This window comes from Pseudomonas sp. LBUM1644, from assembly GCF_059716195.1.
In genome coordinates, this window is sequence record NZ_CP166812.1 from 3,887,254 (window position 1) to 3,907,794 (window position 20,541).

A 20,541-nucleotide genomic window follows, 5' to 3' on the forward strand; every position below is an offset into this window, starting at 1 on the left:
AGGTCACATTCCCTGTGGGAGCGGGCTTGCTCGCGAAGGCAGTGTGTCAGACAACATTGATGTCGACTGATACACCGCCTTCGCGAGCAAGCCCGCTCCCACAGTTGTTCTGGGCGCACACAAGGGTTGTGTACGACCTGACTACCGCTGCGGCGCAACCATCCGGAAACGGATGTTGATGTCGTCGGAGACCACCGTATCAGCTAACTCACCGTCGCCGACTTTGAAGTCGCTGCGCTTGAGCACCAACTGGCCGTCAAAGATGCCGATGGCCTTCTCCGACCGCAGCTCAACCGGCACGTCGACCGCCCGGGTAATCCCCCTGAGCGTGAGTTTTCCGCTGATCACGTAATGGTTACCGCCCTGCGCTTTCACGCCGGTCGAATCAAACGTCGCCACCGGGTACTTCGCCGTGTCGAACCAGGGCGCCGTTTTCAGTGTGGTGTCGGCGTCGCTGCTACCGGCATCGATACTGTCGAGCTGGATGGTGAGCGCCGCATGGGCCGTCGCGAGGTTGTCGGTATCAAAATCGAGCGTGCCCTGGAACTCGCGGAACGTGCCGTACACGCTTGAGCCCATCTGCGTATAGGTGAAGCTGAGTTTGCTGGCGGTGGCGTTCACGTCTTTGTATTGGACTGCATGGGCGCAGGGCATTGCGCCAATGGTGAGCGCAACAGTCAGGACGGCGAACGGTAAAAATCGAAAATTCATGCAAGGCTCCGGTCGTGTCTGAAGCAGACCATCGACAGGAGCACTTAAGCAAAGAAACGTCCAATATTCCACCTGTCGCCGCAACAGATAAAAAGATCAAAAGATCGCAGCCTGCGGCAGCTCCTACAGTGGGGCCCCGGGCTGCGCCTCTTTCTGCCAGGCGCGCTGCAACAATCCGATGACTTCGGCATCCGGAGTTTGGGAAAAATCCATGTACCAATGACCGATCGACATGAACCAGTCAGGTGTGAGCGGGCAGATCAACTCATCCACTTCGCTGCGCAGCGCCTCTGCCGTCTCAATCGGCGACACCGGCACAGCGACGACGATGTGCGCCGGCGCGTGCACTCGCACCGCGTGGATCGCCGCCCTCATCGAGGCGCCTGTCGCCAGGCCGTCGTCGATCAGGATCACCACCTGATCCTTGAGCTGCAACGGCGCGCGCGTTCCCCGATAAGCCTGCTCGCGTCGCAACAGCTCCCGCGTTTCCCGCGCGACCACGGCGTCGAATGCGGGCTTATCAATCGGATGCGTCCGCAGCGCGTGCTCATTAAGGATCTGGATGCCGCCGCTGGCAATCGCGCCCATCGCGAACTCTTGATGAGACGGCACCCCCAGCTTGCGGACCAGCATCAGGTCGAGACGAACGCCCAGCGCAGTCGCCACTTCATACGCAACCGGCACCCCGCCCCGCGGCAAGGCGAGGACAATGACCTCGGGGCGATGCGCATAGTCGAGCAAGGGTTCCACCAGGCGTCGCCCGGCGGCGGCCCGGTCCTGCAAGAGGGTTGGCGATGAAGGGTTCATATTGAAAACCTCCCCAGGCGATCACGCCTGTCGGTTCGCATCACACAGCCACCCCACGATTGTCAGTCTGAAGGGGGCCGACAGCAAGTCCGCCCGCCTACACCAACCGCTCGATTTTCTGATGCTGCCACACCAGTTTGTAATACAGCGTCTGCAACACCAGCATCCCCAGGTACGCCACCGGAAACGCCATCCACACGCCCTGCAACCCGAACTGCCCGTCGAGCACATACGCCACCGGCAACTGCACCAGCACCACGCAAAAAATCGACACCGCCATCGGCACCAGCACCGTGCCGCTGGCGCGCATGATGCCGCCGACAATCGCCTGGAAGCCAAACACCAACAGGCTCCAGAGCATGATGTGCAGCAAGTGCTCCGCCATCGCCTGCGTCGATTGATCCGTGAGGAACAACCCCAACAACCAGTGCGATAGCAAGTAACCCAACACCACCAGTCCGCCGGTCAGGCACACATTGATCAACAGCCCCGTGCGCAAAATTGGCCCCATGCGCTCCAGGCGCCCTGCCCCAATCGCCTGGGCACCCAGGATCGACGCCGTGATCGCAATCGACAGCGCCGGAAACTGCACGTAATTGACGATCTGTGTCACCGCCCCATATGCCGCCGTCGCCTGCGAACCGTGCTGGTTCACCAGCGCCAGGATCACCAACTCCGACACCGACAACACCACCATTTGCAATCCGGTCGGCAGGCCGATGCGCAACACCTTGCCGAGAATCACCCGATCCAGCCGCATCGCCGCAAACATCTCCCGATCCGGCGCCAACGGATGCCCCCGCCGAATCAACCGCCACGCCAGCCACCCCATCGCCGCCAGGTTGCCCGCCAACCCGGCATACGCCGCACTCTGAATCCCCATCGGCGGCAACCCCAACCAGCCGCGAATCAACGCCGGCGTCAGCGCCAGCCCGATACACGTCGACACCACCAACGCCACCAGCGGCGACACTGTGTCGCTCACCCCGCGCAGCAGTTGGGTGAACAGCACGTAGACCAGCAGCGACGGCATGATCCACATCATCACGTGGGCGTAGGACACGGCGTCGTCCAGTACATCGGCGGGCGTGCCCAGGCCTTGCAAGGCTGATCTTGCAAACACGCTGCCCAACACCGCGGCCACCAAACCGATGATGGCGCCCAGCAACAAAGTGGTGGCGGCGATGGCTTTCACCAGATGCAGTTCACGCGCGCCCCAGGCCTGGCCAATGAGCACACCCGCCCCCGCGCCGAGGCCGATGACCAGCGCGATGAAGAAGAACACAATGGGGAACATGCCGGAGACGGCAGCCAAGGCTTGGGTGCCGAGCATTTGGCCGATGTAGATGCTGTTGACAGTGCCCGACATGGACTGAAGGAAATTGGAGAGGACCATGGGGGCGAGGAAAAGCAGGTAGGTTTTCCAGAGTGGGTGTTGTGTGGTCGGGGTTTGCATTGGGTGGAAGTCCAGCTCGGCTGCGGGAATGGGATTCTAGAGGATAGCGTCAGCGATGATAAATAAAGTGAAAGGAATGCTTTGGAAGCCACGGCTGACTACCGCATTCGCACGGTCACGCAGGTGCTGGAAAACATCGCCTTCCGCGCCGAGATCGGTTGCGACTTGATGGATGTGATTAGCCGACGTTTGCGGGCGCAGGCGGCGAAGTAAATGAAACGGGCGCCGGAGCGAGCTTGCTTGCGTTGGACTCCAGAACAGCGTGTTCATCCAGAAAACACGCGTCATCGTTAAAGTTCCTCGCGAGCAAGCTCGCTCCTACAGAGATTGCGCTGCTTAGACCCTTAATTGACTGGCATTAACCTGATAGGCGCCCTTTTTTGCATTGACGATGCACAAATGCGGCTGATTGATCCATTGGTGAGCGAGCTCAGGTCGCTCATATAAATTTGTGAAATAAAATGTGAAGCCAAATCCTGCTTTTAATGCCAATCCCCATGCTACAGCTCATAAATTAAAGGTTGTCACACCTATCAGTATGTGAAATAAAATGTGAAGGCTTTCTATGCGAAAAACCTGTCATGTCTCTGATCAGATCAAAATCCTGGCTCGACCCGATCCTCCCTGATGCACTGCCCCCATCAATTATCGCGCTTGCTGATGCGCTGCCCAGAAAAACTCAATTTCTAGCTGGACGCCTGCCGCCTGAAACCACGGCATGCCTCGGGCGCCTCCTACAAATCACCAATACGTATTACTCGAACCTGATCGAAGGGCAATACACCGAACCCGCTGAAATGCAAAAAGCGCAAGCGGCCCCGGCCAAAGTCCGCAAACAGTTGAAGAACCTTGCGGTTGAACAGATGGCGGTACAAGCGTTGCTCGAACGGGCGTTGCGTCAGCGTGCGCCGTTTGCCTGGGGTGACATGTTTGCGCCGGAGCTTGTGAGTACCGCACACAAACGGCTTTTTCAAGGTGCCAATGAAAGAGAACGCACGTTGTCAGACGGCTCGATCATGCAACCCGGCGTCCTGCGGTCGGTCACAGGTCAGAACGTTGTCGTTGGCAATCATGATGCGCCAGACGCTTGCGCTGTAGACGGAATGCTGCGACACCTTCAGGCAGGCTTCGGTCGGCAGGCAGACCCACGACGTCAGCTGATTTCTGCGCTTGCCTACCATCATCGCCTCGCCTGGATTCACCCCTTCGCGGACGGGAATGGTCGGGTTGCTCGGTTGGTCACTCACCTGCAGTTAGTGAGCCTGGGGCTGAAGCCAACGCTCTGGTCACTGTCTCGTGGCCTTGCAAGGCAACACCAGAATTACTATGCCGCACTGGCCATGGCCGACCGTTCTCGAGAAGGTGATCTGGACGGACGAGGCCAGCTGTCTCAACGTCGCTATTTTGAATTCATCGAGTTCATGCTGCGGGTTTGTCACGAACAGGTCGATTACATGACCGCAGCGGTAGATCCGTCCCAACTTCGCGAGCGCGTGATACGCGCGTTTCGATACAACGAAAAACTTCTACAACAAGGCATTCGCCCCGAAAGTGCACCAGCAATTATTGCGCTCATCACCCAAGGTAGTTTGCCGCGCAACGAAATAAAGACCTTCACCGGCCTCACACCACGTCCGGCAATCGATGAGTTGTCACGGCTGATCAGAGCCGGCTTGGTGGAAAGCCGTACGCCTAAATCCCGAATCGTCACACCCGGGCTGCCCGCCTGGTTTGCCCAAGATATATTTCCTGATTTGCATCGACGGTTTCAGTAGTGATTGAAGGCCGCACGCGGCGGAGTAAATGAAAACGGGTGCCAAATAAGGCTAATCATTGTAGGAGCGAGCTTGCTCCTACAGGGCGTCCGTTTTTGTTTTCGGCCATACCCGTCTCCGACGACGAACCCGGCCCGCACGCAGATGTCAAAGCAGGTGATGGCATCGCCAATTCTCAACGCTCAACGGCGAGCCAGTGATTCACACACTTCAGGGTGCGCCGGATAATTTTCAGTGGGCTCTTCTGCCAGGGGCAGGCGCTGACTGCTGCTCACATCCATTGCTCCCGAATCGGAGTACGAAAATGACTCAGTCAATGCGGTTCTTCCTATCGATGGTCCTCGCGACAGCCTCACTGGCGTCGACGAGTTTGCTCAACACTGCAAGTGCGGCAACCGCCGAGGATCTGAATGCCGATTCTCGGCAAGCGTTGCAAACGCTCTACAAGACCAATCCAACCGCCGAAAAAATCTCCCACACCGCCAAAGCGATACTGGTCTTCCCGAAAATCATCAAGGCAGGCCTAGTGTTTGGTGGTAGCTATGGCGAAGGCGAACTGTTGAGGGGCAAAACCGTGGACGGTTATTACAACTCCGTCACCGGGTCGTGGGGGCTACAGGCAGGCGCCCAGTCGTATGGCTATGCGGTGTTCCTGATGACCGATAAAGCCGTGAACTATCTTCGCAAAACCAAGGGCTGGGAAATCGGCGTAGGCCCCACTGTGGTGGTGGTTGATGAAGGGGTCGCGAAAAATCTGTCCAGCTCCACGCTGAAGGACGAGGCGTACGCGTTCATTTTCGACCAGCAGGGGTTAATGGCTGGGGTGAGCATCGAAGGCACGAAGATTTCTCTGATCAAGCGCTGAAGCCGGCGGTTTGGCGCACGGATGCGCCAACACGGCGCAACAGTCCTCCCCCCGCGACTGGCTGCCGATACTGGTTGCGGCGGCCACGATTGCAGTTCATCACGTGGTCTTTCATGTTCTGCAATATCAGGAGTTTCCGGTGTACGTCATGGCGCATCACGGCGGATGGGCGATGGTGTTCGTTCACGCCTTTTATGTGGTTTCATGGAGACGGTCGCCCTGCTCTACCTTGCCGTTCACAGCTGGCTCGATTGTTAAACTGAGTGCCAGGCAGATAACGGTCAAAAGCGGTCGTCAGAACGGTGCAAAAGGATTGCTCTAACGACCCCTGAATGCCTCTCAGATCTATATCTACGCTGAATCGCCTTTAGACACCGCTACCTTTACACTTTTACGCGCCATCTATTACGGGCGTGGAGATAGGCAGCCAAATCGCTATAGCCCAACTGCTCAGCAATATCTGCTCGAGACTCTCCCTGCAATTCAAGATGCAGTTCCAGTTCTGCGCGGACCTGATCAAGCAAATGCCGGAATGTCGTGCCTTGCTCTTCCAGGCGTCTACGTAAAGTGCGCGGTGTCTGGTGAAGAGTCTCTGCCAGGTTTTCCAGATTCGGGGGCTCACCTCGCGATAATGCCCGTCGCGCCCCTGCCGCCACCTTGGCGGCCCAGCCGCTGAAATTTCGATATACCGAAATCCGGCGGTCCAGTTCCTGAGTCAGCAGCTCCAGCATACCGTTATGTCGAGTGAGCATCGGAAGACCCAGGCTACGAGAATCAAAGTAAAAGCAGCTAGTCGGGCAGTCAAACTCAATACGCTCTCCAAACGATTGCGCGTATTGCTTGTGATACGACGGACGTGAATGGGTAAATTTTGCCAGCACTGGACAAACTTCCTGGCCAGTTCCGCGCTGCAGTTGGGTAATAAACATGACGCCGTAGTGCTCGGTGACATAGCGCCTCAGCTCACCCGGTGCATCGACGCCCAGCTCTACCCCAAAGCCATTTTCGTCATTCACCAACCTGACACTGTCCGCGTCCGATGCCAGCGGTGCATAACGGGCCCAGTACTGCAGTGCAGAGGCAACGTCCGGACTGTACAGGCACAGATAAGCTAGTACGTGCCAGTCCTGAGGTGTGAACAGTGTGAACAGTTTCAAGCCAATGGCGGGGTCAATACGCGCTGCCTCACGCCATAGCTGATCCAACTCCACCAGGCTGTAATCTGCACTTTTATGCTGGGCTTGGCTGTCGAGAAAACGCTCCAACACCTGACCGAGCTTGCCGCGATGAAAACGCTGGTTCGAGCGATTGGCCGGTTCTAGCTCAACTCTGTCCGATTCACGCATTGGGGGCGCCGAGCTCCTGGTTTCTAATTATTTGGCCTAGCCCGCAGGGGCCTAAATCGAGAGAGCCATGAATACAACAATGCTCGCCAACAACCCAGCCTTTATCGTGGCCGGAATTTTCCTAGCCTTCGTTTTAATAGAGCTTGCCTGCTCATCGTTTCGCCAGTCGTCAAGCAGCAAACGAGACGTGCTGATTGAGGTCTTCGGGTCTAGCATATTGGTAGCCATCACGTTTCCTTTGGTGATGTGGCTAAGCGGTATGATCTTAAATCAGCTTCTACCAGATAAGAAAGACGCGTTGGCCGAGATCCCATGGATTGCCGGATTTGTGTTGTTTTTACTGCTGGATGACATGACCCAGTATTGGTGGCACCGCCTGACTCACCGCCTCCCCGCGCTATATGCCCTGCATCGCGCTCACCACTCAGCTCCTTACATGAGTATTCGCATCGTCTATCGCAATAACAGTTTTTACTACCTGTTGATGCCGGGCATCTGGCTGTCCGGTGTTCTAATTTATCTTGGTCTCGCACCGATTTATTACGTTTATTTGATCTTGAAAATGACCGTGATTTTTGCGGCGCACAGCAGTGTCGCCTGGGACGATAAACTTTACCGCATCCCTGCTTTGCGCCCTCTTGTCTGGATATTGGAGCGCACCTTCTCTACGCCATCCACTCATTCTGCACATCACGGTTTGACTGCTGAGGATGGCGTCACGCATTACAAAGGCAATTTTGGCAACCTGTTGTTTCTTTGGGATGTACTGTTCGGGACGGCAAAGATTACGCGCCGTCGTCCACCGGCTTACGGTATCGAGCACTTGTCGCCGATCAGTTGGAAAGAGGAATTATTCTGGCCAGTTGTTCGATCCCGTCGCGTGGCGCCGACTGTGAATGCTGAAAAGAAGGTAGCACGATGAGTAGCCATATCGTTCTACTGTCTGGATCAAATAGATCACATAGCCAATCACTGAAGGTCGCCAATTATCTGCGAGACCGATTAGAAAAATTTGAACTATGCGAGTCAATCAACCTTATAGACTTAGCATCAAGCCAACTACCACTTTGGCCGGAAAAAGATACTGACAACGTCTGGGAAAAACAGCAGTCAATCCTTAAAAAAGCAACAGCGTTGGTCGTTATCAGCCCAGAGTGGAACGGCATGGCTTGCCCAGCCTTAAAAAATTTCTTCCTTTATGCTGGTCTCGCCGAATTGGGACATAAACCAGCGCTATTGGTAGGGGTTTCGGCCGGTTTAGGGGGCGCCTATCCTATCGCTGAGTTACGTGGGTCCAGTTATAAAAACTGCCGGATCGCCTACCTTCCGGAGCATCTAATCGTCAGGCAAGTTGAAAATATGCTGAACAATGGAGAACCTAAAGACGAAAATGACATTCGCCTTCGGGCGCGTGCCGACTGGGCTTTACATATGCTTTGTTGTTACGATAAAGCGTTGCAAACAGTGCGAAACGATATCGACATGTACCCACCAGACTTCTCCACCGGTATGTAACCCATAAAAACCTTTCACCAAAAATACAATCCGCAGCCGATCAGCTCAAGCGCACCGAGAAGGCCGTAACTGATGCCGGTTGAGCAATGCGCCGGCTGGCTCCGTATACTGAAAATCAGCAAGCCTTTGAAACGCCTCAAGTCGACAAGGCAACCCGTCCTATCCCGGCAAACTCAACTTCCACTTGCACCCCGACCGACGCCCAGTAGATACCGGTCCAGCTACCGCAAGCCACCAGATCACCGGCTCGCAAGGGGCTGCCCAGTGCTGCAGCGTGACGCGCCAGCCACGGCAGCGAACTCAGCGGCTCACCGAATGGATGGCTGCCAACGCCGACGAACTCAGGCTCCCCGGCCACCCGCAACGCCACCTGTTGTCTTGACCAATCCGGCATTTCCCCCAGCGTTTGCGGTGCTCCGAGTACCAGCGCGCGGTTGAGTTGCTGGTCGGCCAGCCGAAGCAGTGGCGCGGCCTGATCGCCCTGCAGCCAGCGCGTGCCACACAGTTCGATGCCCGGCATCCACACATCGACCGCCGCACGAGCCATGGCCAGATCAGTGTGCTGGTCGAGGTCGCGCGACAGGCGCACGATCAGTTCTCCCTCGATCCCGAAACCGAAGGCATCGCCCGCCGGAACCTGCCAACCCGACGGGTGCACCGCCATTGCCGGTACCCCGGCGGCGCTGATCAGCCCTCCCGGAGCGCCGCCCAGTTTCCAGGCCGCTGGCGGCCCGGAGGCAAACCAGCCGAGGGCGTCCGCTACCTGATGCTGTACGGCATAGGCTTCGGCTTCGCTAGCCAGTTCCAGGGTTGGCAACGGTTGTTGGCGCCCCTCACGCCAACCACGAATCAGGATGGCGGCCACCTGCGCGACCGCACTCACAATGCCAACTCAGTCTTACGTCGACGCAGTTGCGCGGGCGCCGGGCGCTCGCACGGCAGAAACCGGCCGCGACCAGCCTCACCGCGCGGCTCGCCGTCCCATACCACCTCACCACGAGACAGGGTCATGGCCGGCCAGGCGCTCAGCGTCATGCCGGCGTAAGGCGTGTAATCGACGTTGTGGTGCAGCATTTCGTTGCACAGGTGCACTGACTCACCTTCGTTCCAGATCACCAGGTCGGCATCAGCACCAATAGCGATGCTGCCCTTGCGCGGATACAGCCCATACATCTTGGCGGCATTAGTGGAGGTCAGCGCAACAAAGCTTTGCGGGGTGATGCGCCCACTGCGCACACCTTCGGACCAGAGCAGTGCCATGCGGGTTTCAACACCGGGAATGCCGTTGGCGATCTGGTCGAACGACACCTCTTCACCGTGGGCCTTCTTGCCATTCGGGCCATCGAAGCGAAAGGGGGCGTGGTCTGACGAGAAAATCTCGAACGAGCCGTTCTCCAGGCCATCCCAGATCACCTGCTGGTTTGCGGCATCGCGCGGTGGCGGGCTGCAGATGCACTTGGCACCTTCGAAGCTGTCGTCACACCCCAGCGAGTCGGCGGTCAGGAACAGGTATTGCGGGCAGGTTTCGGCGTACACCTTCAACCCCTGGCTCTGGGCCCAGCGAATCTGCTCCACGGCCTCGCGACCCGACACGTGCACGATCAGGATCGGCACGTCCACCAGCTCGGCAAGGGCGATGGCACGATGCGTCGCTTCGCGCTCCACCAGCATCGGCCGCGACGCGGTGTGGTAGCGCGGCGCAGTCAGCCCGGCCGCCAGTAGTCGCTCGGTAAGCCAGGCGATGCAATCGCTGTTCTCGGCGTGGAGCATCACCATGGCGCCCTCACGGCGCGCGACCGACAACGTCTCGAGAATCTCCCGGTCGCCCAGCTTCAGCGCATCGTAGGTCATGTAGATCTTGAACGATGTATAGCCTTCAGCAATCAAGGCCGGCAGTTCTTCAAGCAGCACCTGCGGGGTGGGGTCGGTGACGATCAGGTGGAAGGCATAATCGATCACCGGCTTGTTACCCGCCCGACGATGGTAGTCATCGACGGCAGAGCGCAGGCTTTCGCCCTTCTGCTGGCAGGCGAACGGGATGACGGTGGTGGTGCCGCCGCAGGCCGCCGAGACCGTGCCGCTGAAGAAGTCATCGGCCATCACCGAGCCGTCGCCAGTCGGCTGGTCGAGGTGCACGTGGCTGTCGATGCCACCGGGGGTGACATGCCGGCCTGCCGCGTCGATTTCCTGGTGACCCTGCGGCAGGTCCAGGCCAAGGGAGACGATGCGCCCATCACGAATACCGATATCGCTGGTGAACGTGTCCGCGGCGGTAACCACGCGGGCGTTGCGTATCACCGTATCAAAAGGTTGCATATCAGGCCTCTTCCAGAAGTAACCGGCCCCAGCCGGTCAGGCGGCGCATGTCTACGCCCGTGGCTTTCAACATGTCCCAGACCACTGTGGTAACGGTGTCGAATACCGGCTTAGTTAACCATCACCTCGTCCAGTGCCTGCTCGAGGGTGCTGACCGTGCGCTCGATATTGTGCAGCTTTTCGAGTCCGAACAGACCAATGCGGAAGGTCTGGAAGTCGGCCGGCTCGTCGCATTGCAACGGCACTCCGGCGGCAATCTGTAAGCCGTGGTTGGCAAATTTCCTGCCGCTCTTGATGTCGGCATCATCGGTGTAGCTCACCACTACGCCAGGAGCCTGAAAGCCGGGTGCGGCCACGCTTTTGATGCCTTTGCCGGTCAACATTGCGCGCACCCGATCGCCCAAAGCCTGTTGTTCGCCGCGGACCTTGTCGAAACCGTAGGCTTGCGTCTCTTTCATCACGTCGTTAAATCGCGCGAGGGAATCGCTGGGCATGGTCGCATGGTAGGCATGTCCACCCTGTTCGTAGGCCTGCATGATTTGAAGCCACTTTTTCAGGTCGCAGGCGAAGCTGCTGCTATGCGTCTGCTCGATGCGCTCGAGGGCCAAAGAACTGAGCATCACCAGGGCGCAGCAAGGGGAGGCGCTCCAGCCTTTCTGCGGTGCGCTGATCAGCAGGTCGACTGCGCATTTGTGCATATCAACCCAAAGCGTGCCTGAGGCGATGCAGTCCAGCACGAACAGGCCACCCACCGCATGCACGGCGTCGCCGACGGCCCGCAGGTACTCGTCGGGCAGGATAATCCCTGATGAGGTTTCAACGTGGGGGGCGAAGACAATCTGCGGCTTCTGTGCCTGAATGGCTGCCAGCACTTCGTCCAGAGGGGGTGGGGCATAGGCAGCCTGGCGACCCGTGTCGACCGGTCGGGCTTTCAGCACCGTAGTGGCCGCCGGGATGTTGCCCATCTCAAGGATCTGGCTCCAGCGATAACTGAACCAGCCGTTGCGTATCACCAGGCATTGCTGGTCGGTGGCAAACTGTCGCGCCACCGCTTCCATGCCGAATGTGCCGCTGCCCGGGACCACCGCAACAGCCTGGGCGTTGTAGACCTGTTTCAGGGTCCTGGAAATGTTCTTCATCACGCCTTGAAATGACTGCGACATGTGGTTGAGCGAGCGGTCGGTGTAGACCACTGAGTACTCGACCAGTCCCTCAGGATCGATACTGGGATATAGCTTTGACATGGGGTGACTCCTTTGGCAGAGATGTCAGTGGTATCGACCCTGCCCTAAGCCTTGGCAAATGACAAGATTGCTCGGGATTGAGCGACTTCTGTCGAGCGGCTGGCTGTTCCCCCTGAACTCTTTCACCACAGTGGGGAATAGCGCGTATCAATTTTTATCCGCAGTGATTGCCACGCAATCAACTTCGCTCAAGCCAGGCACGGGCGATTTCTTCGCGCGTAGCAAACCAGACACCGCCGTGTTGCTTGGCATACTCGATGAATTGCTTGATTGCCCTGACCCGCCCTGGACGGCCCACCATGCGAGGATGCAGCCCGATCGACATCATGCGAGGCCCTTCAGCCGACTCCTCATAAAGGACCTCAAAGCTTTCTTTCATGTACTCGAAAAAGTCAGATGCCTGCGAAAGCCCCGGAGAATTCCAGTAGCGGAAATCGTTCACGTCGGCGGTGTAAGGCACCACGAGGTGACGCTTGCCCTCGACTTCGACAAAGTAGGGAACATCGTCGTTGTAGGCATCTGAATCGTAGAGAAAACCGCCCTCCTCAGCGACCAGGCGACGGGTATTGACGCTGGCGCCATACCGGCAATACCAGCCAACGGGACGCTTGCCACAGGTACGTTCGAAGGACTCGATCGCCAGGCGCATGTGTTCACGCTCCTGTTCTTCAGTCAGGCGAAACACTTCCTCCCAGCGATAACCGTGGCTGCAAATTTCATGACCGCCTGCGACGGCAGCGCGTGCAACATCGGGGTTTTGCTCAAAGGCCACTGCGCATGCATGAAACGTCGCGCGAACCGATTGCTGGTCGAGAATGTCCAGGATTCGCCAGATCCCGACGCGAGAACCGTATTCATACATCGATTCCATCGCCAGATTGCGTGTGCCGTCGGGTATTGAATAGCTGCCCCATTCGGTCATGGATTCCTGGTCCGGGTCGCCCATGGCGAGCGAGCGTTCGGAGCCTTCTTCGTAGTTGATCACCAGGCTGATGGCCAAACGTGCGCCATTGGGCCAGGTGCCTTGTGGGCGTTGTTTACCGTAACCCACTAAATCGCGTGCAGGTGAAACCATCGGGATATTCTCCTGAAGTGACTGGTTAAATAAGTACGTGGCGAAAGTCGCGACTTAGCAGTCGATATCTTTCAGCCGGTCATGGCTAAAGGTGCCGTCCGATAGGCCTTCGCTGAAGGCCAGCCCCATGGCCAGGGTTTGCGCGATACAGAACGAAGCGGTGAGCGAGCGAAATCCCAGTAATTCGGCGTCATTGACCTCAATCACAGTGTCAGCCATCTGCCCGATAGGGCTCAGGACGCTGTCGGTGATCGCCACCAGCGTCACGCCCGCGTCAGTCGCCTGACGACAAGCCTCGACGGTGTCTTTGGCGTAAGGCGGGAAACTTACGGCGATCAACAAATCATCATCGGCAATGGCGCTGATCTGCTCCGGCAACGTGCCGCCAGCACCGCTGATGTGCACGGTTCGCCGGCCCACACGACTCAAGGCGTAGCTCAGGTATGCCGCCACCGGAAAGGCACGGCGCATGCCGATCACGAAGGTGGTGCGCGCGACCTGCAGATGGGCGATGGCCGCTTCGATATTGGCCTGTTCGCCACCTTCGGCGAGGTGTTCCAGAGAAACGATATTGGCTTGGCTGAACTCACGCAGAATCCCGCCGACGTCACTCGGGTCCTCTAGCAACGTCTCACCGCCGTAATGGCGAATACGCTCGCTGTGGGTGTCGGCAGCCTGTTGCAGCGGTGCACGGAACAACCGCTGCAAATCCTTGAAACCCGAAAAACCAAGGGCCTGAGCCAGCCGAATGTAAGCGGCAGGTGCGATGTTTGAGCGCTTACCCAGTTCGGCCACCGTGTTGAGTGCGATCTCATGCGGGTTGTCGATCAGGAATCGGGCCGCATCGCGCAGGCGACCGGTCAGTTGTTCGTGCTGGGCCGCGATACAGTCACGCAGCTCTGCAAGGGTTTCAGGTAAGGCCATAGGGAAGGCTCGTAAAATTAGAAGTGTGCGCGCCTGTCAGCGCAACGCATTGATTGCCTGATCTAGCGCAGTGATGAGGCGGTCGACTTCTTCCAGCGTGTTGTAATGCGCCAACGACACCCGCACTACCCCGCCAAACTGATCAAGCCCAAGGGCTTCGATAAGTCGCCGCGCATAGAAGTCACCAAAGCGAATGCCGATCCGGTGCTCATCGACCCTGCGCACAACTGCCTCGGACTGAACGCCCTCAACCACGAAACTGATCGTTGGCACTCGATTGCGCGTATGCGCTTTGCCAATGATCCGAACGCCCTCGCGCTGGCGCAAAAATGCCAGCAGGCGCTCGGCGAGCAAATCTTCCTGCACCTCGAAGGCATCGAACGCTGCCTGCATGCACTTGCGCTCGCTGCCTTGCGCGCCAAGACGGGTACTGATGTCGAGCAGGTAGTCGGTAATGCCAATGCAACCGAAGGACAACTCGTAGTTGACGTTGCCCGGCTGCAGTTTGTAAGGCACCACCTCCTGGCCGATAAAGAAGTGGTTCAGGCTTGGCAACTCCAGCAACAGATAGCGACGTCCCCACAGCACTGCAAAGTGCGGGCCGAAGGTTTTATAGAAGCTGTAGACGTAGAAATCCGCACCGCTGGCCTGCACATCTACCAGCCGGTGTGGCGCATAAGCGACGGCGTCCACGCACAGCTTGGCGCCCACCGCATGCACACGCCGCGCAACCTCCTCCACTGGATTGACCGAGCCGAGAATGTTCGAGGTGTGGGTCATCGCCACATAACGGGTTTTGTCATTGAGCAAGACCTGCAGGTCATCCAACTCCAGCTCACAACTGTTCTGGTTAACCTGCCAAACGCGCAGGGTCGCACCGCGGCTTTCGCACAGCTTGACCCATGGGCCGATGTTCGCCTCGTGATCGCAATTGGTGACGATGATTTCATCGCCCGGAACGATTGACGGGGCGATGGCACGACACAGTGTTTGCAACAAGTGGGTGGTCGAGCCACCCATGATCACTTCTTCAGGATGTTCGGCGTTGATCAATTGCATCACCGAGTGCCGCGCCTGCATCACTCGCGCCCCAGCGTCGACGGAAGGTTGGTAGGAAGCGCCCAGTTGCACGCTGCTGTTGAGCATGTAATCAACAACCCGCTCAGCGACGGCGCCCAGCACCATCGAACCACCGGCGTTATCCATGTAGGCATAGCCATCGGCCAGACCTGGAAATTGCTTGCGAACGTAATCAATATCGAGAGGATTCACTCTACTTTCTCCAGCCGGATTCAATGATGCAAGATGGCCTGCAGGAACGCTCGTGTGCGAGGTTCTTGAGGTGCGGTAAAAAAGGGTTCAGGGATGTTCTGCTCAACAATGCGTCCACTTTCCATGAAGATCACCCGGTCGGCGACCCGACGGGCAAAGCCCATTTCATGAGTGACCACGACCATCGTGACGCCCGAGCGAGCGAGGTTTTGCATGACATCGAGTACCTCGCCAACCATTTCCGGGTCCAGCGCCGAAGTCGGTTCATCGAACAGAATCGCGCGAGGTTCCATCGCCATGGTGCGGGCAATGGCAACACGCTGCTGTTGGCCACCCGACAATTGGCTCGGGTATTTGTGCGCGTGATCGCCCATGCCGACCTTGACCAATAATTCCTTGGCCCGCGCATGCGCGTCACGCCGGCTCAGACCGCGAACACGGATCGGCGCCAGCGACACATTGTCGAGAACAGTGAGGTGCGGATAGAGGTTGAAACTCTGAAACACCATGCCTACTTCACTGCGGATGGCGGCCAGTCGCGGGCCGTTTTCAACCCGCTCACCCGCCACGCGGATATGGCCTTGCTGGTAGTTTTCAAGCAGATTGATGCAGCGGATCAAGGTCGATTTTCCCGAACCGGACGGGCCGAGAATGACCACCACTTCACCCTCTTCAACCTGCAGGTTGATATCGCTCAACGCTTTGAAGTTGCCGTAGTACTTGTCGAGCTTTTCGATGTCGATCAAAGTGCTCATGCGGTTTTTCCTCCAGAGGCATTACGACGCTCAACCCAACTGACCATTTGCACCAGCGGCAACAGCAGCAACAGGTACAGCAAGGCCGCCCCTACCAGCGGTGTCGGGTTGGCAGCCAGTGCCTGCGCCTGGGTTGCCTGCTTCAGCAAGTCAGGCATCGCTACCACCGAGGCAAGCGCGGTGTCTTTCATCACGTTGATGCAATTGCTGGTCATGGGCGGCATGACGATGCGGATGGCTTGCGGTAAAACAACGTCGCGCATGGTGTTGAAAAAGCTCATGCCTTGAGAAGCCGATGCTTCGAACTGGCCACGGGGAATGGCCTCGATGCCCGACCGAAAAATCTCCGCGCTGTAGGCGCAGGACACAAGCGAGAGCGCACTGGCAGCGGCCGCAAAAGACGACAGTCGAATGCCTACGAAAGGCAGTGCGTAATAGATGAGTACCAGCAAAACCAGCAATGGAATGGAGCGCATGATATCGATGTAGATACGGGCAAGGGCTCGAACGGGTGCGTAGGAGTACAACCGCAGCAACGCCAGCAGAAGCCCGCCCACCAGGCCCAGGGCGATGCTCACGACCCCCAGCACAATCGTCACGCCCAGACCACGCATCATCAGCGGAAGCGAATCGACGAGCACGTTCCAGTTGAAGAATGTCTGCAAAAGATCCATGGGATACCTCGGTCAATACAAGTGGCGAACGGGTGTCGCCACTTCCACGCATTATTGGCAGGGCTTACTTGAGGACAGCGGTCACTCTTATGGTGCTCGAATCTTTATCGGCGTCGGCGCCGAACCACTGTTTGTGGATTTTTCCGAGCGTGCCGTCTTCTTTCATCTTGCTGATGATGTCGTTGACCTGATCGCTCATCGCCCAGCCTTTGGCGTGCATCAGCGAGTAGCGTTCACCGGTGGGAATACGCGCCACGATGGAATACTGCGGTTTGTCCTTGATGTAATAGAGCACCGCAGGAATGTCGCTTAGGTAACCATCGATTCGTCCGGAAGCCAGATCGAGCATGGCCGGCGATAGCCCTTCATAACGCGAGACATCGGCGAATTTGTACTCGTCCTTGTGTTGGCCGATCCACATGTCGCCGGTCGAGCCAGTGTCGACGCCAACCACCTTGTCTTTCATGTCGGCCAGGCTCTTGACCTTGGAGTTGGTCAGTGCGGTGAGCGACTGGTCGCTGTCGAAGTAAGGCTGCGCAAAGGCCACCGACTCCAGGCGTTTCGGGGTAATGGTGATTGATGAGATAGCGATTTCAACACGCTTGGATTGCACGGCGCTGAACAGGCCGTTGAAGGGAATATTGACGAATTCGACGCTTTTTCCGGCGCGTTTGGCCACCTCTTTCACCACATCGACTTCGAAGCCGACAAATTCACCTTTGGAATCCTGAAACTCCCAGGGAACGTTGCCAACGTTAGCACCTACGGTCCAGTCCGCGGCCCAGGCTGGCAGTGAAACTGCGGCCGTCATGAACAATCCCAACATCACTTTCGCTTTCATGTTTGCTCCCGATTGTTTGTTGTTTTAGGTGCTAACAGCGGTTGATCTCGTACAACGTGGGATCGAGAGTAAACCAACGGATTATTTGTTTCAATACCGTTTATCTATGAATTTTTTGCTCCAAGACCATCTATTGTTTTCTTTAAGCGTCACGTCCAAAGGGCTAGGTACGTTCAGAACCGACCAAGGTGGCCGCGCTCGGCAGACTTCGCGGCAGGCAGAAAACGGCCAAAAGCGGACGATCAATTAGGAGTTGTAACAAAGAGTTGTCCGCCATTTAATGAGTGATCGAACATCAGGTTGACGGACCGAAAATGAGTAAACTGGGTTGCACGTGTGGCCATGTGATTACCGATCAGACCGACGGCTTGCCCTATAAGGCGAGCCTGCTTCGCGACGAGGTAGAAAATGAATTTTGGGATGATGTGCACCGTGAACTCAAACCTCTGGTAGAGGCGGCGGAGTCCGGAGACAAGGCTGCGATCGCCGATGCATTTGGCGAGTTTTCACCCTGGTTCAGCGCTGCTGACAAGCTGCAAGACCGGATATCCAGCCTCTACATTCGCCGAATGTCGACTGCCTACGAGTGCCAGAACTGTGGACGCCTTTGGGTGCAAAAAGATGACAGTGAAAGATTTGTTTCCTATGTCCCTGAGGAAGGCGCATATGGCGCGATCCTGGCAGTGGCATCAGAAGAATCTGAAAATCTGAAAATCTGAATTAAGCGTGCGCGATTGGTCGGAAGCGGAGATTGCAATCGGCAGCAATCGGCCAGAAACAGCCATATGTAGGGACAAGTGCTACCTGGTGACTAAGATTCCCACAGTCGAGTGGTAGGGCTTTACAACGGAGCTTTCACAGATGAAAACCTACTGCCCGATGTTCTGGTCTCAGGATCTGGGGGTTGACTACAGCGCTCCGATCATCCATTTCAAAGACATTTTGCCGACCGTTGGTAAAAGAACATTCGCGTTTTTTGATAACAGCGACTGTTTAGTAGCCGGTGAAACCATTCGTCTTATATGGTGCCCCCCCGTTTCCAATTTGAATGGCTGGAGTGAACAGCCTTCAGAAATTGCGCAAAGCCACCTCTTGAAGGCGAACGTAGTCGGCGCGGCTCAGGCGTCAGAGCCGTCAGCAGAAGCCATGCATTGCGCTCACTATGGTAAGCGCAAGTATGAACTCGATATTCTCTCCTGCGAGCGATTTCTGCCGGTACTGCAAGCGCTTCCGGAGGACTCAACGTCTTGGCACTTACAAGGGGTTGGAACCGCACAAGGAAGTTTCCTGGCGTGGGATGAGGTGAATTGGTGTGGTAGCGCCATCGTTGAAGGATTCACCTATTTAATGGCGAACACCTCGAACGAAGCCCATATGGAATTGATTCTCGAGGAGGTTGACGACCAGATAATCGGGCTCTTTTCGGTGCACATCGATCCAGGTGGTGTGTTCTATGATTTTGGCAGGAAACGACTCACGGGCGAGGAACTGCGGGTCATCAAACATGCACTCAACATAGCGCGCGCACTTCATGACTCACAGGCCGCTTATCTTGCGGCCTGTGAGTCATGAAGCAGCATTTCGTCGATGGCTACCGCAAGGCCGGCCTTTCGAAGTGACGCGCCGGCGCAATCTCGCAAACGGTCTTATCAGCGGTTGTGAAAATAGCCGCTGAATGACTGAAATGGGTCGTTTTCAGCCGGTCGCGACAGGCAACAACCGGCCAAAAGCAGCCATTACGAAGATGCAGTACGATACACGCCTACCAGTGGATCATTTGAGCTAACCCATGCAATTCCTTGGTTTCGTATTCGGGCATATCGAGGTCGAGATTCACGACCGTGCCTACGATCTGCATAACTTCTACCAAGCCAGCGCAATCAATTACGACGTCGTGGATAGGTCGGCTGTACTTATCTTTACTCGACGGACTGAAGCTTGGGTGCCAATGGAAGAAGCACGCAAGATTACTATCAGCTTCCATGAGGTCGATTACTTCTCAGCAAGTGGGAGGGATGAACACCCAATTGATGGAGATGGTAGTGTTATCCATTCGATTTGAGCCGTGGAGTCCGACGCCGAGACACAAACCTTTTATCTCACAGATAACATCCAACCAGATCATCACCTTGTCATGTGTTTCGAGTCTGGTCTGACATTGCGAGTACAGGCCGCTGAAGCGCGGTGCAAAATCGTTTTCTAAACGGAATAAATTCTGGCCCTCGACGTCAGCTTTGGGTCGAATAGCGACCACCACTCATTGTGCCTGATCCACCCTTGTCCTCCCTGAAAGTGGAGGAAAAGCCATGAACACTATTGCTACTTACAGCCATCAGCCTTGGAACAAGGGAAAAATTGTCGGGCAGAAAGCCCCGCTCCGAGTCAGATATATCTGGGCAATCCGAGTAAGACTCCAGCTTGCTGAGAAGACCCGAGATTTGGCGCTTTTCAACTTGGCCATCGACAGCAAGCTACGTGCTTGTGACTTAACCAAGCTGCGAGTACGAGACATAGCCCATGGAGAGCGCGTGTCGTCACGGGCCATCGTGATGCAGCAGAAAACTCAACACCCAGTGCAATTTGAAATTACTGAGCAAACCCGAATGGTTCTGGAGGCTTGGATGCATCAGGCTCACCTCCGCAGTGAGGACTTCTTGTTTCCGACCCGGTTGCGCGCCTCAGACCATCTCTCCACCAGACAGTACGCTCGGATAGTCAAAGCGTGGGTAACAGCCATTGGCCTTGACCCAACGATGTACGGTACTCATACGCTACGGAGAACCAAAGCATCGCTGATTTATCGGAGGACGGAGAACCTGAAAGCTGTTCAACTCCTGCTTGGTCATACGAAGCTTGAACGCACCGTCAGATATCTGGGAATCGAGGTCGATGATGCCTTGGAAATGGCGGAACAGACGGAAGTTTAACCCCCCGTTGCGACGGTTGATGCTAGACCGTCGCGATC

The 20,541-nt window shown here is 56.8% G+C and carries 22 protein-coding genes and 1 pseudogene; 10 read left to right on the forward strand and 13 right to left on the reverse strand.

The window, feature by feature from the left end; all coding sequences use genetic code 11:
• Window positions 1–141: 141 nt before the first annotated feature.
• The 3 genes from ACA052_RS17555 to ACA052_RS17565 all read right to left on the reverse strand — a co-directional run bounded on the left by ACA052_RS17555 (window position 142) and on the right by ACA052_RS17565 (window position 2,974).
• Complete coding sequence (locus ACA052_RS17555; protein ID WP_497646010.1) at window positions 142–711, reverse strand: YceI family protein; 570 nt, start codon at window positions 709–711, stop codon at window positions 142–144.
• A 123-nt stretch (window positions 712–834) separates the two neighbouring features.
• A complete protein-coding gene (locus ACA052_RS17560; protein ID WP_497646011.1) occupies window positions 835–1,518 on the reverse strand; it encodes a phosphoribosyltransferase in 684 nt (227 codons plus the stop codon).
• 97 nt (window positions 1,519–1,615) lie between these two features.
• Entirely contained in the window at window positions 1,616–2,974 is a 1,359-nt protein-coding gene (locus ACA052_RS17565; RefSeq protein ID WP_497646012.1) for an MATE family efflux transporter, read from the reverse strand.
• Window positions 2,975–3,055: 81 nt separating this feature from the next.
• Here ACA052_RS17565 and ACA052_RS17570 point away from each other — a divergent pair, with 81 nt between their 5' ends.
• The 4 genes and pseudogenes from ACA052_RS17570 to ACA052_RS17585 form a co-directional block, all read left to right on the forward strand.
• Window positions 3,056–3,187, forward strand: a complete 132-nt coding sequence (locus ACA052_RS17570) for a hypothetical protein (protein ID WP_497646013.1) — start codon at window positions 3,056–3,058, stop codon at window positions 3,185–3,187.
• A 368-nt stretch (window positions 3,188–3,555) separates the two neighbouring features.
• Window positions 3,556–4,749, forward strand: a complete 1,194-nt coding sequence (locus ACA052_RS17575; protein WP_497646014.1) for a Fic family protein — start codon at window positions 3,556–3,558, stop codon at window positions 4,747–4,749.
• 304 nt (window positions 4,750–5,053) lie between these two features.
• The gene (locus ACA052_RS17580; protein WP_497646016.1) at window positions 5,054–5,614 is read left to right on the forward strand and encodes a lipid-binding SYLF domain-containing protein; all 561 of its coding nucleotides are present in this window, start codon (window positions 5,054–5,056) and stop codon (window positions 5,612–5,614) included.
• A 52-nt stretch (window positions 5,615–5,666) separates the two neighbouring features.
• Window positions 5,667–5,857, forward strand: a pseudogene (locus ACA052_RS17585) (methyl-accepting chemotaxis protein); the annotation flags it as partial.
• Between the two features lie 140 nt (window positions 5,858–5,997).
• On the opposite strand, the gene ACA052_RS17590 reads toward ACA052_RS17585, so the two are convergent.
• A complete protein-coding gene (locus ACA052_RS17590; protein WP_497646017.1) occupies window positions 5,998–6,960 on the reverse strand; it encodes an AraC family transcriptional regulator ligand-binding domain-containing protein in 963 nt (320 codons plus the stop codon).
• Window positions 6,961–7,027: 67 nt separating this feature from the next.
• Here ACA052_RS17590 and ACA052_RS17595 point away from each other — a divergent pair, with 67 nt between their 5' ends.
• Entirely contained in the window at window positions 7,028–7,882 is an 855-nt protein-coding gene (locus tag ACA052_RS17595) for a sterol desaturase family protein (RefSeq protein ID WP_497646019.1), read from the forward strand.
• On the forward strand, window positions 7,879–8,475 hold the full coding sequence (locus tag ACA052_RS17600; protein ID WP_497646020.1) for an NADPH-dependent FMN reductase: 597 nt from the start codon (window positions 7,879–7,881) through the stop codon (window positions 8,473–8,475). Before ACA052_RS17595 ends, ACA052_RS17600 begins: the two co-directional genes overlap by 4 nt.
• A 136-nt stretch (window positions 8,476–8,611) precedes the next feature.
• On the opposite strand, the gene ACA052_RS17605 is transcribed toward ACA052_RS17600, so the two are convergent.
• The 9 genes from ACA052_RS17605 to ACA052_RS17645 all read right to left on the reverse strand — a co-directional run bounded on the left by ACA052_RS17605 (window position 8,612) and on the right by ACA052_RS17645 (window position 17,576).
• On the reverse strand, window positions 8,612–9,358 hold the full coding sequence (locus ACA052_RS17605; RefSeq protein ID WP_497646021.1) for a 2-keto-4-pentenoate hydratase: 747 nt from the start codon (window positions 9,356–9,358) through the stop codon (window positions 8,612–8,614).
• Window positions 9,355–10,791: a dihydropyrimidinase gene (gene hydA / locus ACA052_RS17610; RefSeq protein WP_497646022.1), complete on the reverse strand. Its 1,437-nt coding sequence runs from the start codon at window positions 10,789–10,791 to the stop codon at window positions 9,355–9,357. The genes ACA052_RS17605 and hydA overlap by 4 nt, the downstream gene beginning before the upstream one ends.
• 110 nt (window positions 10,792–10,901) lie before the next feature.
• A complete protein-coding gene (locus ACA052_RS17615) occupies window positions 10,902–12,035 on the reverse strand; it encodes a pyridoxal-phosphate-dependent aminotransferase family protein (protein WP_497646023.1) in 1,134 nt (377 codons plus the stop codon).
• 178 nt (window positions 12,036–12,213) lie between these two features.
• The gene (locus tag ACA052_RS17620; RefSeq protein WP_497646024.1) at window positions 12,214–13,110 is read right to left on the reverse strand and encodes an allantoinase PuuE; all 897 of its coding nucleotides are present in this window, start codon (window positions 13,108–13,110) and stop codon (window positions 12,214–12,216) included.
• 54 nt (window positions 13,111–13,164) lie between these two features.
• Window positions 13,165–14,034 carry a MurR/RpiR family transcriptional regulator gene (locus ACA052_RS17625; RefSeq protein ID WP_497646025.1) on the reverse strand — a complete coding sequence of 290 codons (870 nt, stop codon included), beginning with the start codon at window positions 14,032–14,034 and terminating at the stop codon, window positions 13,165–13,167.
• Between the two features lie 36 nt (window positions 14,035–14,070).
• Entirely contained in the window at window positions 14,071–15,306 is a 1,236-nt protein-coding gene (locus ACA052_RS17630; protein ID WP_497646026.1) for a cysteine desulfurase-like protein, read from the reverse strand.
• A gap of 20 nt (window positions 15,307–15,326) precedes the next feature.
• Complete coding sequence (locus ACA052_RS17635) at window positions 15,327–16,061, reverse strand: amino acid ABC transporter ATP-binding protein (protein WP_497646028.1); 735 nt, start codon at window positions 16,059–16,061, stop codon at window positions 15,327–15,329.
• Window positions 16,058–16,735: an amino acid ABC transporter permease gene (locus ACA052_RS17640; RefSeq protein WP_140669055.1), complete on the reverse strand. Its 678-nt coding sequence runs from the start codon at window positions 16,733–16,735 to the stop codon at window positions 16,058–16,060. Before ACA052_RS17640 ends, ACA052_RS17635 begins: the two co-directional genes overlap by 4 nt.
• 64 nt (window positions 16,736–16,799) lie before the next feature.
• The gene (locus tag ACA052_RS17645) at window positions 16,800–17,576 is read right to left on the reverse strand and encodes a transporter substrate-binding domain-containing protein (RefSeq protein WP_497646029.1); all 777 of its coding nucleotides are present in this window, start codon (window positions 17,574–17,576) and stop codon (window positions 16,800–16,802) included.
• 314 nt (window positions 17,577–17,890) lie between these two features.
• Here ACA052_RS17645 and ACA052_RS17650 point away from each other — a divergent pair, with 314 nt between their 5' ends.
• The 4 genes from ACA052_RS17650 to ACA052_RS17665 all read left to right on the forward strand — a co-directional run bounded on the left by ACA052_RS17650 (window position 17,891) and on the right by ACA052_RS17665 (window position 20,503).
• On the forward strand, window positions 17,891–18,295 hold the full coding sequence (locus ACA052_RS17650; RefSeq protein WP_497646030.1) for a DUF8617 domain-containing protein: 405 nt from the start codon (window positions 17,891–17,893) through the stop codon (window positions 18,293–18,295).
• A gap of 142 nt (window positions 18,296–18,437) precedes the next feature.
• The gene (locus ACA052_RS17655) at window positions 18,438–19,148 is read left to right on the forward strand and encodes a hypothetical protein (RefSeq protein WP_497646031.1); all 711 of its coding nucleotides are present in this window, start codon (window positions 18,438–18,440) and stop codon (window positions 19,146–19,148) included.
• Between the two features lie 217 nt (window positions 19,149–19,365).
• On the forward strand, window positions 19,366–19,638 hold the full coding sequence (locus tag ACA052_RS17660; RefSeq protein WP_497646032.1) for a hypothetical protein: 273 nt from the start codon (window positions 19,366–19,368) through the stop codon (window positions 19,636–19,638).
• Window positions 19,639–19,882: 244 nt separating this feature from the next.
• A complete protein-coding gene (locus ACA052_RS17665; protein WP_497646033.1) occupies window positions 19,883–20,503 on the forward strand; it encodes a tyrosine-type recombinase/integrase in 621 nt (206 codons plus the stop codon).
• Window positions 20,504–20,541: the final 38 nt, after the last annotated feature.

What these genes read in the sequence shown, in the direction of transcription:
- ACA052_RS17555 (WP_497646010.1), bottom strand. Translation starts at nt 711, where the DNA reads ATGAATTTTCGATTTTTACCGTTCGCCGTCCTGACTGTTGCGCTCACC.
- ACA052_RS17560 (WP_497646011.1), bottom strand. Translation starts at nt 1,518, where the DNA reads ATGAACCCTTCATCGCCAACCCTCTTGCAGGACCGGGCCGCCGCCGGG.
- ACA052_RS17565 (WP_497646012.1), bottom strand. Translation starts at nt 2,974, where the DNA reads ATGCAAACCCCGACCACACAACACCCACTCTGGAAAACCTACCTGCTT.
- ACA052_RS17575 (WP_497646014.1), top strand. Translation starts at nt 3,556, where the DNA reads ATGTCTCTGATCAGATCAAAATCCTGGCTCGACCCGATCCTCCCTGAT.
- ACA052_RS17580 (WP_497646016.1), top strand. Translation starts at nt 5,054, where the DNA reads ATGACTCAGTCAATGCGGTTCTTCCTATCGATGGTCCTCGCGACAGCC.
- ACA052_RS17590 (WP_497646017.1), bottom strand. Translation starts at nt 6,960, where the DNA reads ATGCGTGAATCGGACAGAGTTGAGCTAGAACCGGCCAATCGCTCGAAC.
- ACA052_RS17595 (WP_497646019.1), top strand. Translation starts at nt 7,028, where the DNA reads ATGAATACAACAATGCTCGCCAACAACCCAGCCTTTATCGTGGCCGGA.
- ACA052_RS17600 (WP_497646020.1), top strand. Translation starts at nt 7,879, where the DNA reads ATGAGTAGCCATATCGTTCTACTGTCTGGATCAAATAGATCACATAGC.
- hydA (WP_497646022.1), bottom strand. Translation starts at nt 10,791, where the DNA reads ATGCAACCTTTTGATACGGTGATACGCAACGCCCGCGTGGTTACCGCC.
- ACA052_RS17615 (WP_497646023.1), bottom strand. Translation starts at nt 12,035, where the DNA reads ATGTCAAAGCTATATCCCAGTATCGATCCTGAGGGACTGGTCGAGTAC.
- ACA052_RS17620 (WP_497646024.1), bottom strand. Translation starts at nt 13,110, where the DNA reads ATGGTTTCACCTGCACGCGATTTAGTGGGTTACGGTAAACAACGCCCA.
- ACA052_RS17625 (WP_497646025.1), bottom strand. Translation starts at nt 14,034, where the DNA reads ATGGCCTTACCTGAAACCCTTGCAGAGCTGCGTGACTGTATCGCGGCC.
- ACA052_RS17635 (WP_497646028.1), bottom strand. Translation starts at nt 16,061, where the DNA reads ATGAGCACTTTGATCGACATCGAAAAGCTCGACAAGTACTACGGCAAC.
- ACA052_RS17640 (WP_140669055.1), bottom strand. Translation starts at nt 16,735, where the DNA reads ATGGATCTTTTGCAGACATTCTTCAACTGGAACGTGCTCGTCGATTCG.
- ACA052_RS17645 (WP_497646029.1), bottom strand. Translation starts at nt 17,576, where the DNA reads ATGAAAGCGAAAGTGATGTTGGGATTGTTCATGACGGCCGCAGTTTCA.
- ACA052_RS17650 (WP_497646030.1), top strand. Translation starts at nt 17,891, where the DNA reads ATGAGTAAACTGGGTTGCACGTGTGGCCATGTGATTACCGATCAGACC.
- ACA052_RS17655 (WP_497646031.1), top strand. Translation starts at nt 18,438, where the DNA reads ATGAAAACCTACTGCCCGATGTTCTGGTCTCAGGATCTGGGGGTTGAC.
- ACA052_RS17660 (WP_497646032.1), top strand. Translation starts at nt 19,366, where the DNA reads ATGCAATTCCTTGGTTTCGTATTCGGGCATATCGAGGTCGAGATTCAC.
- ACA052_RS17665 (WP_497646033.1), top strand. Translation starts at nt 19,883, where the DNA reads ATGAACACTATTGCTACTTACAGCCATCAGCCTTGGAACAAGGGAAAA.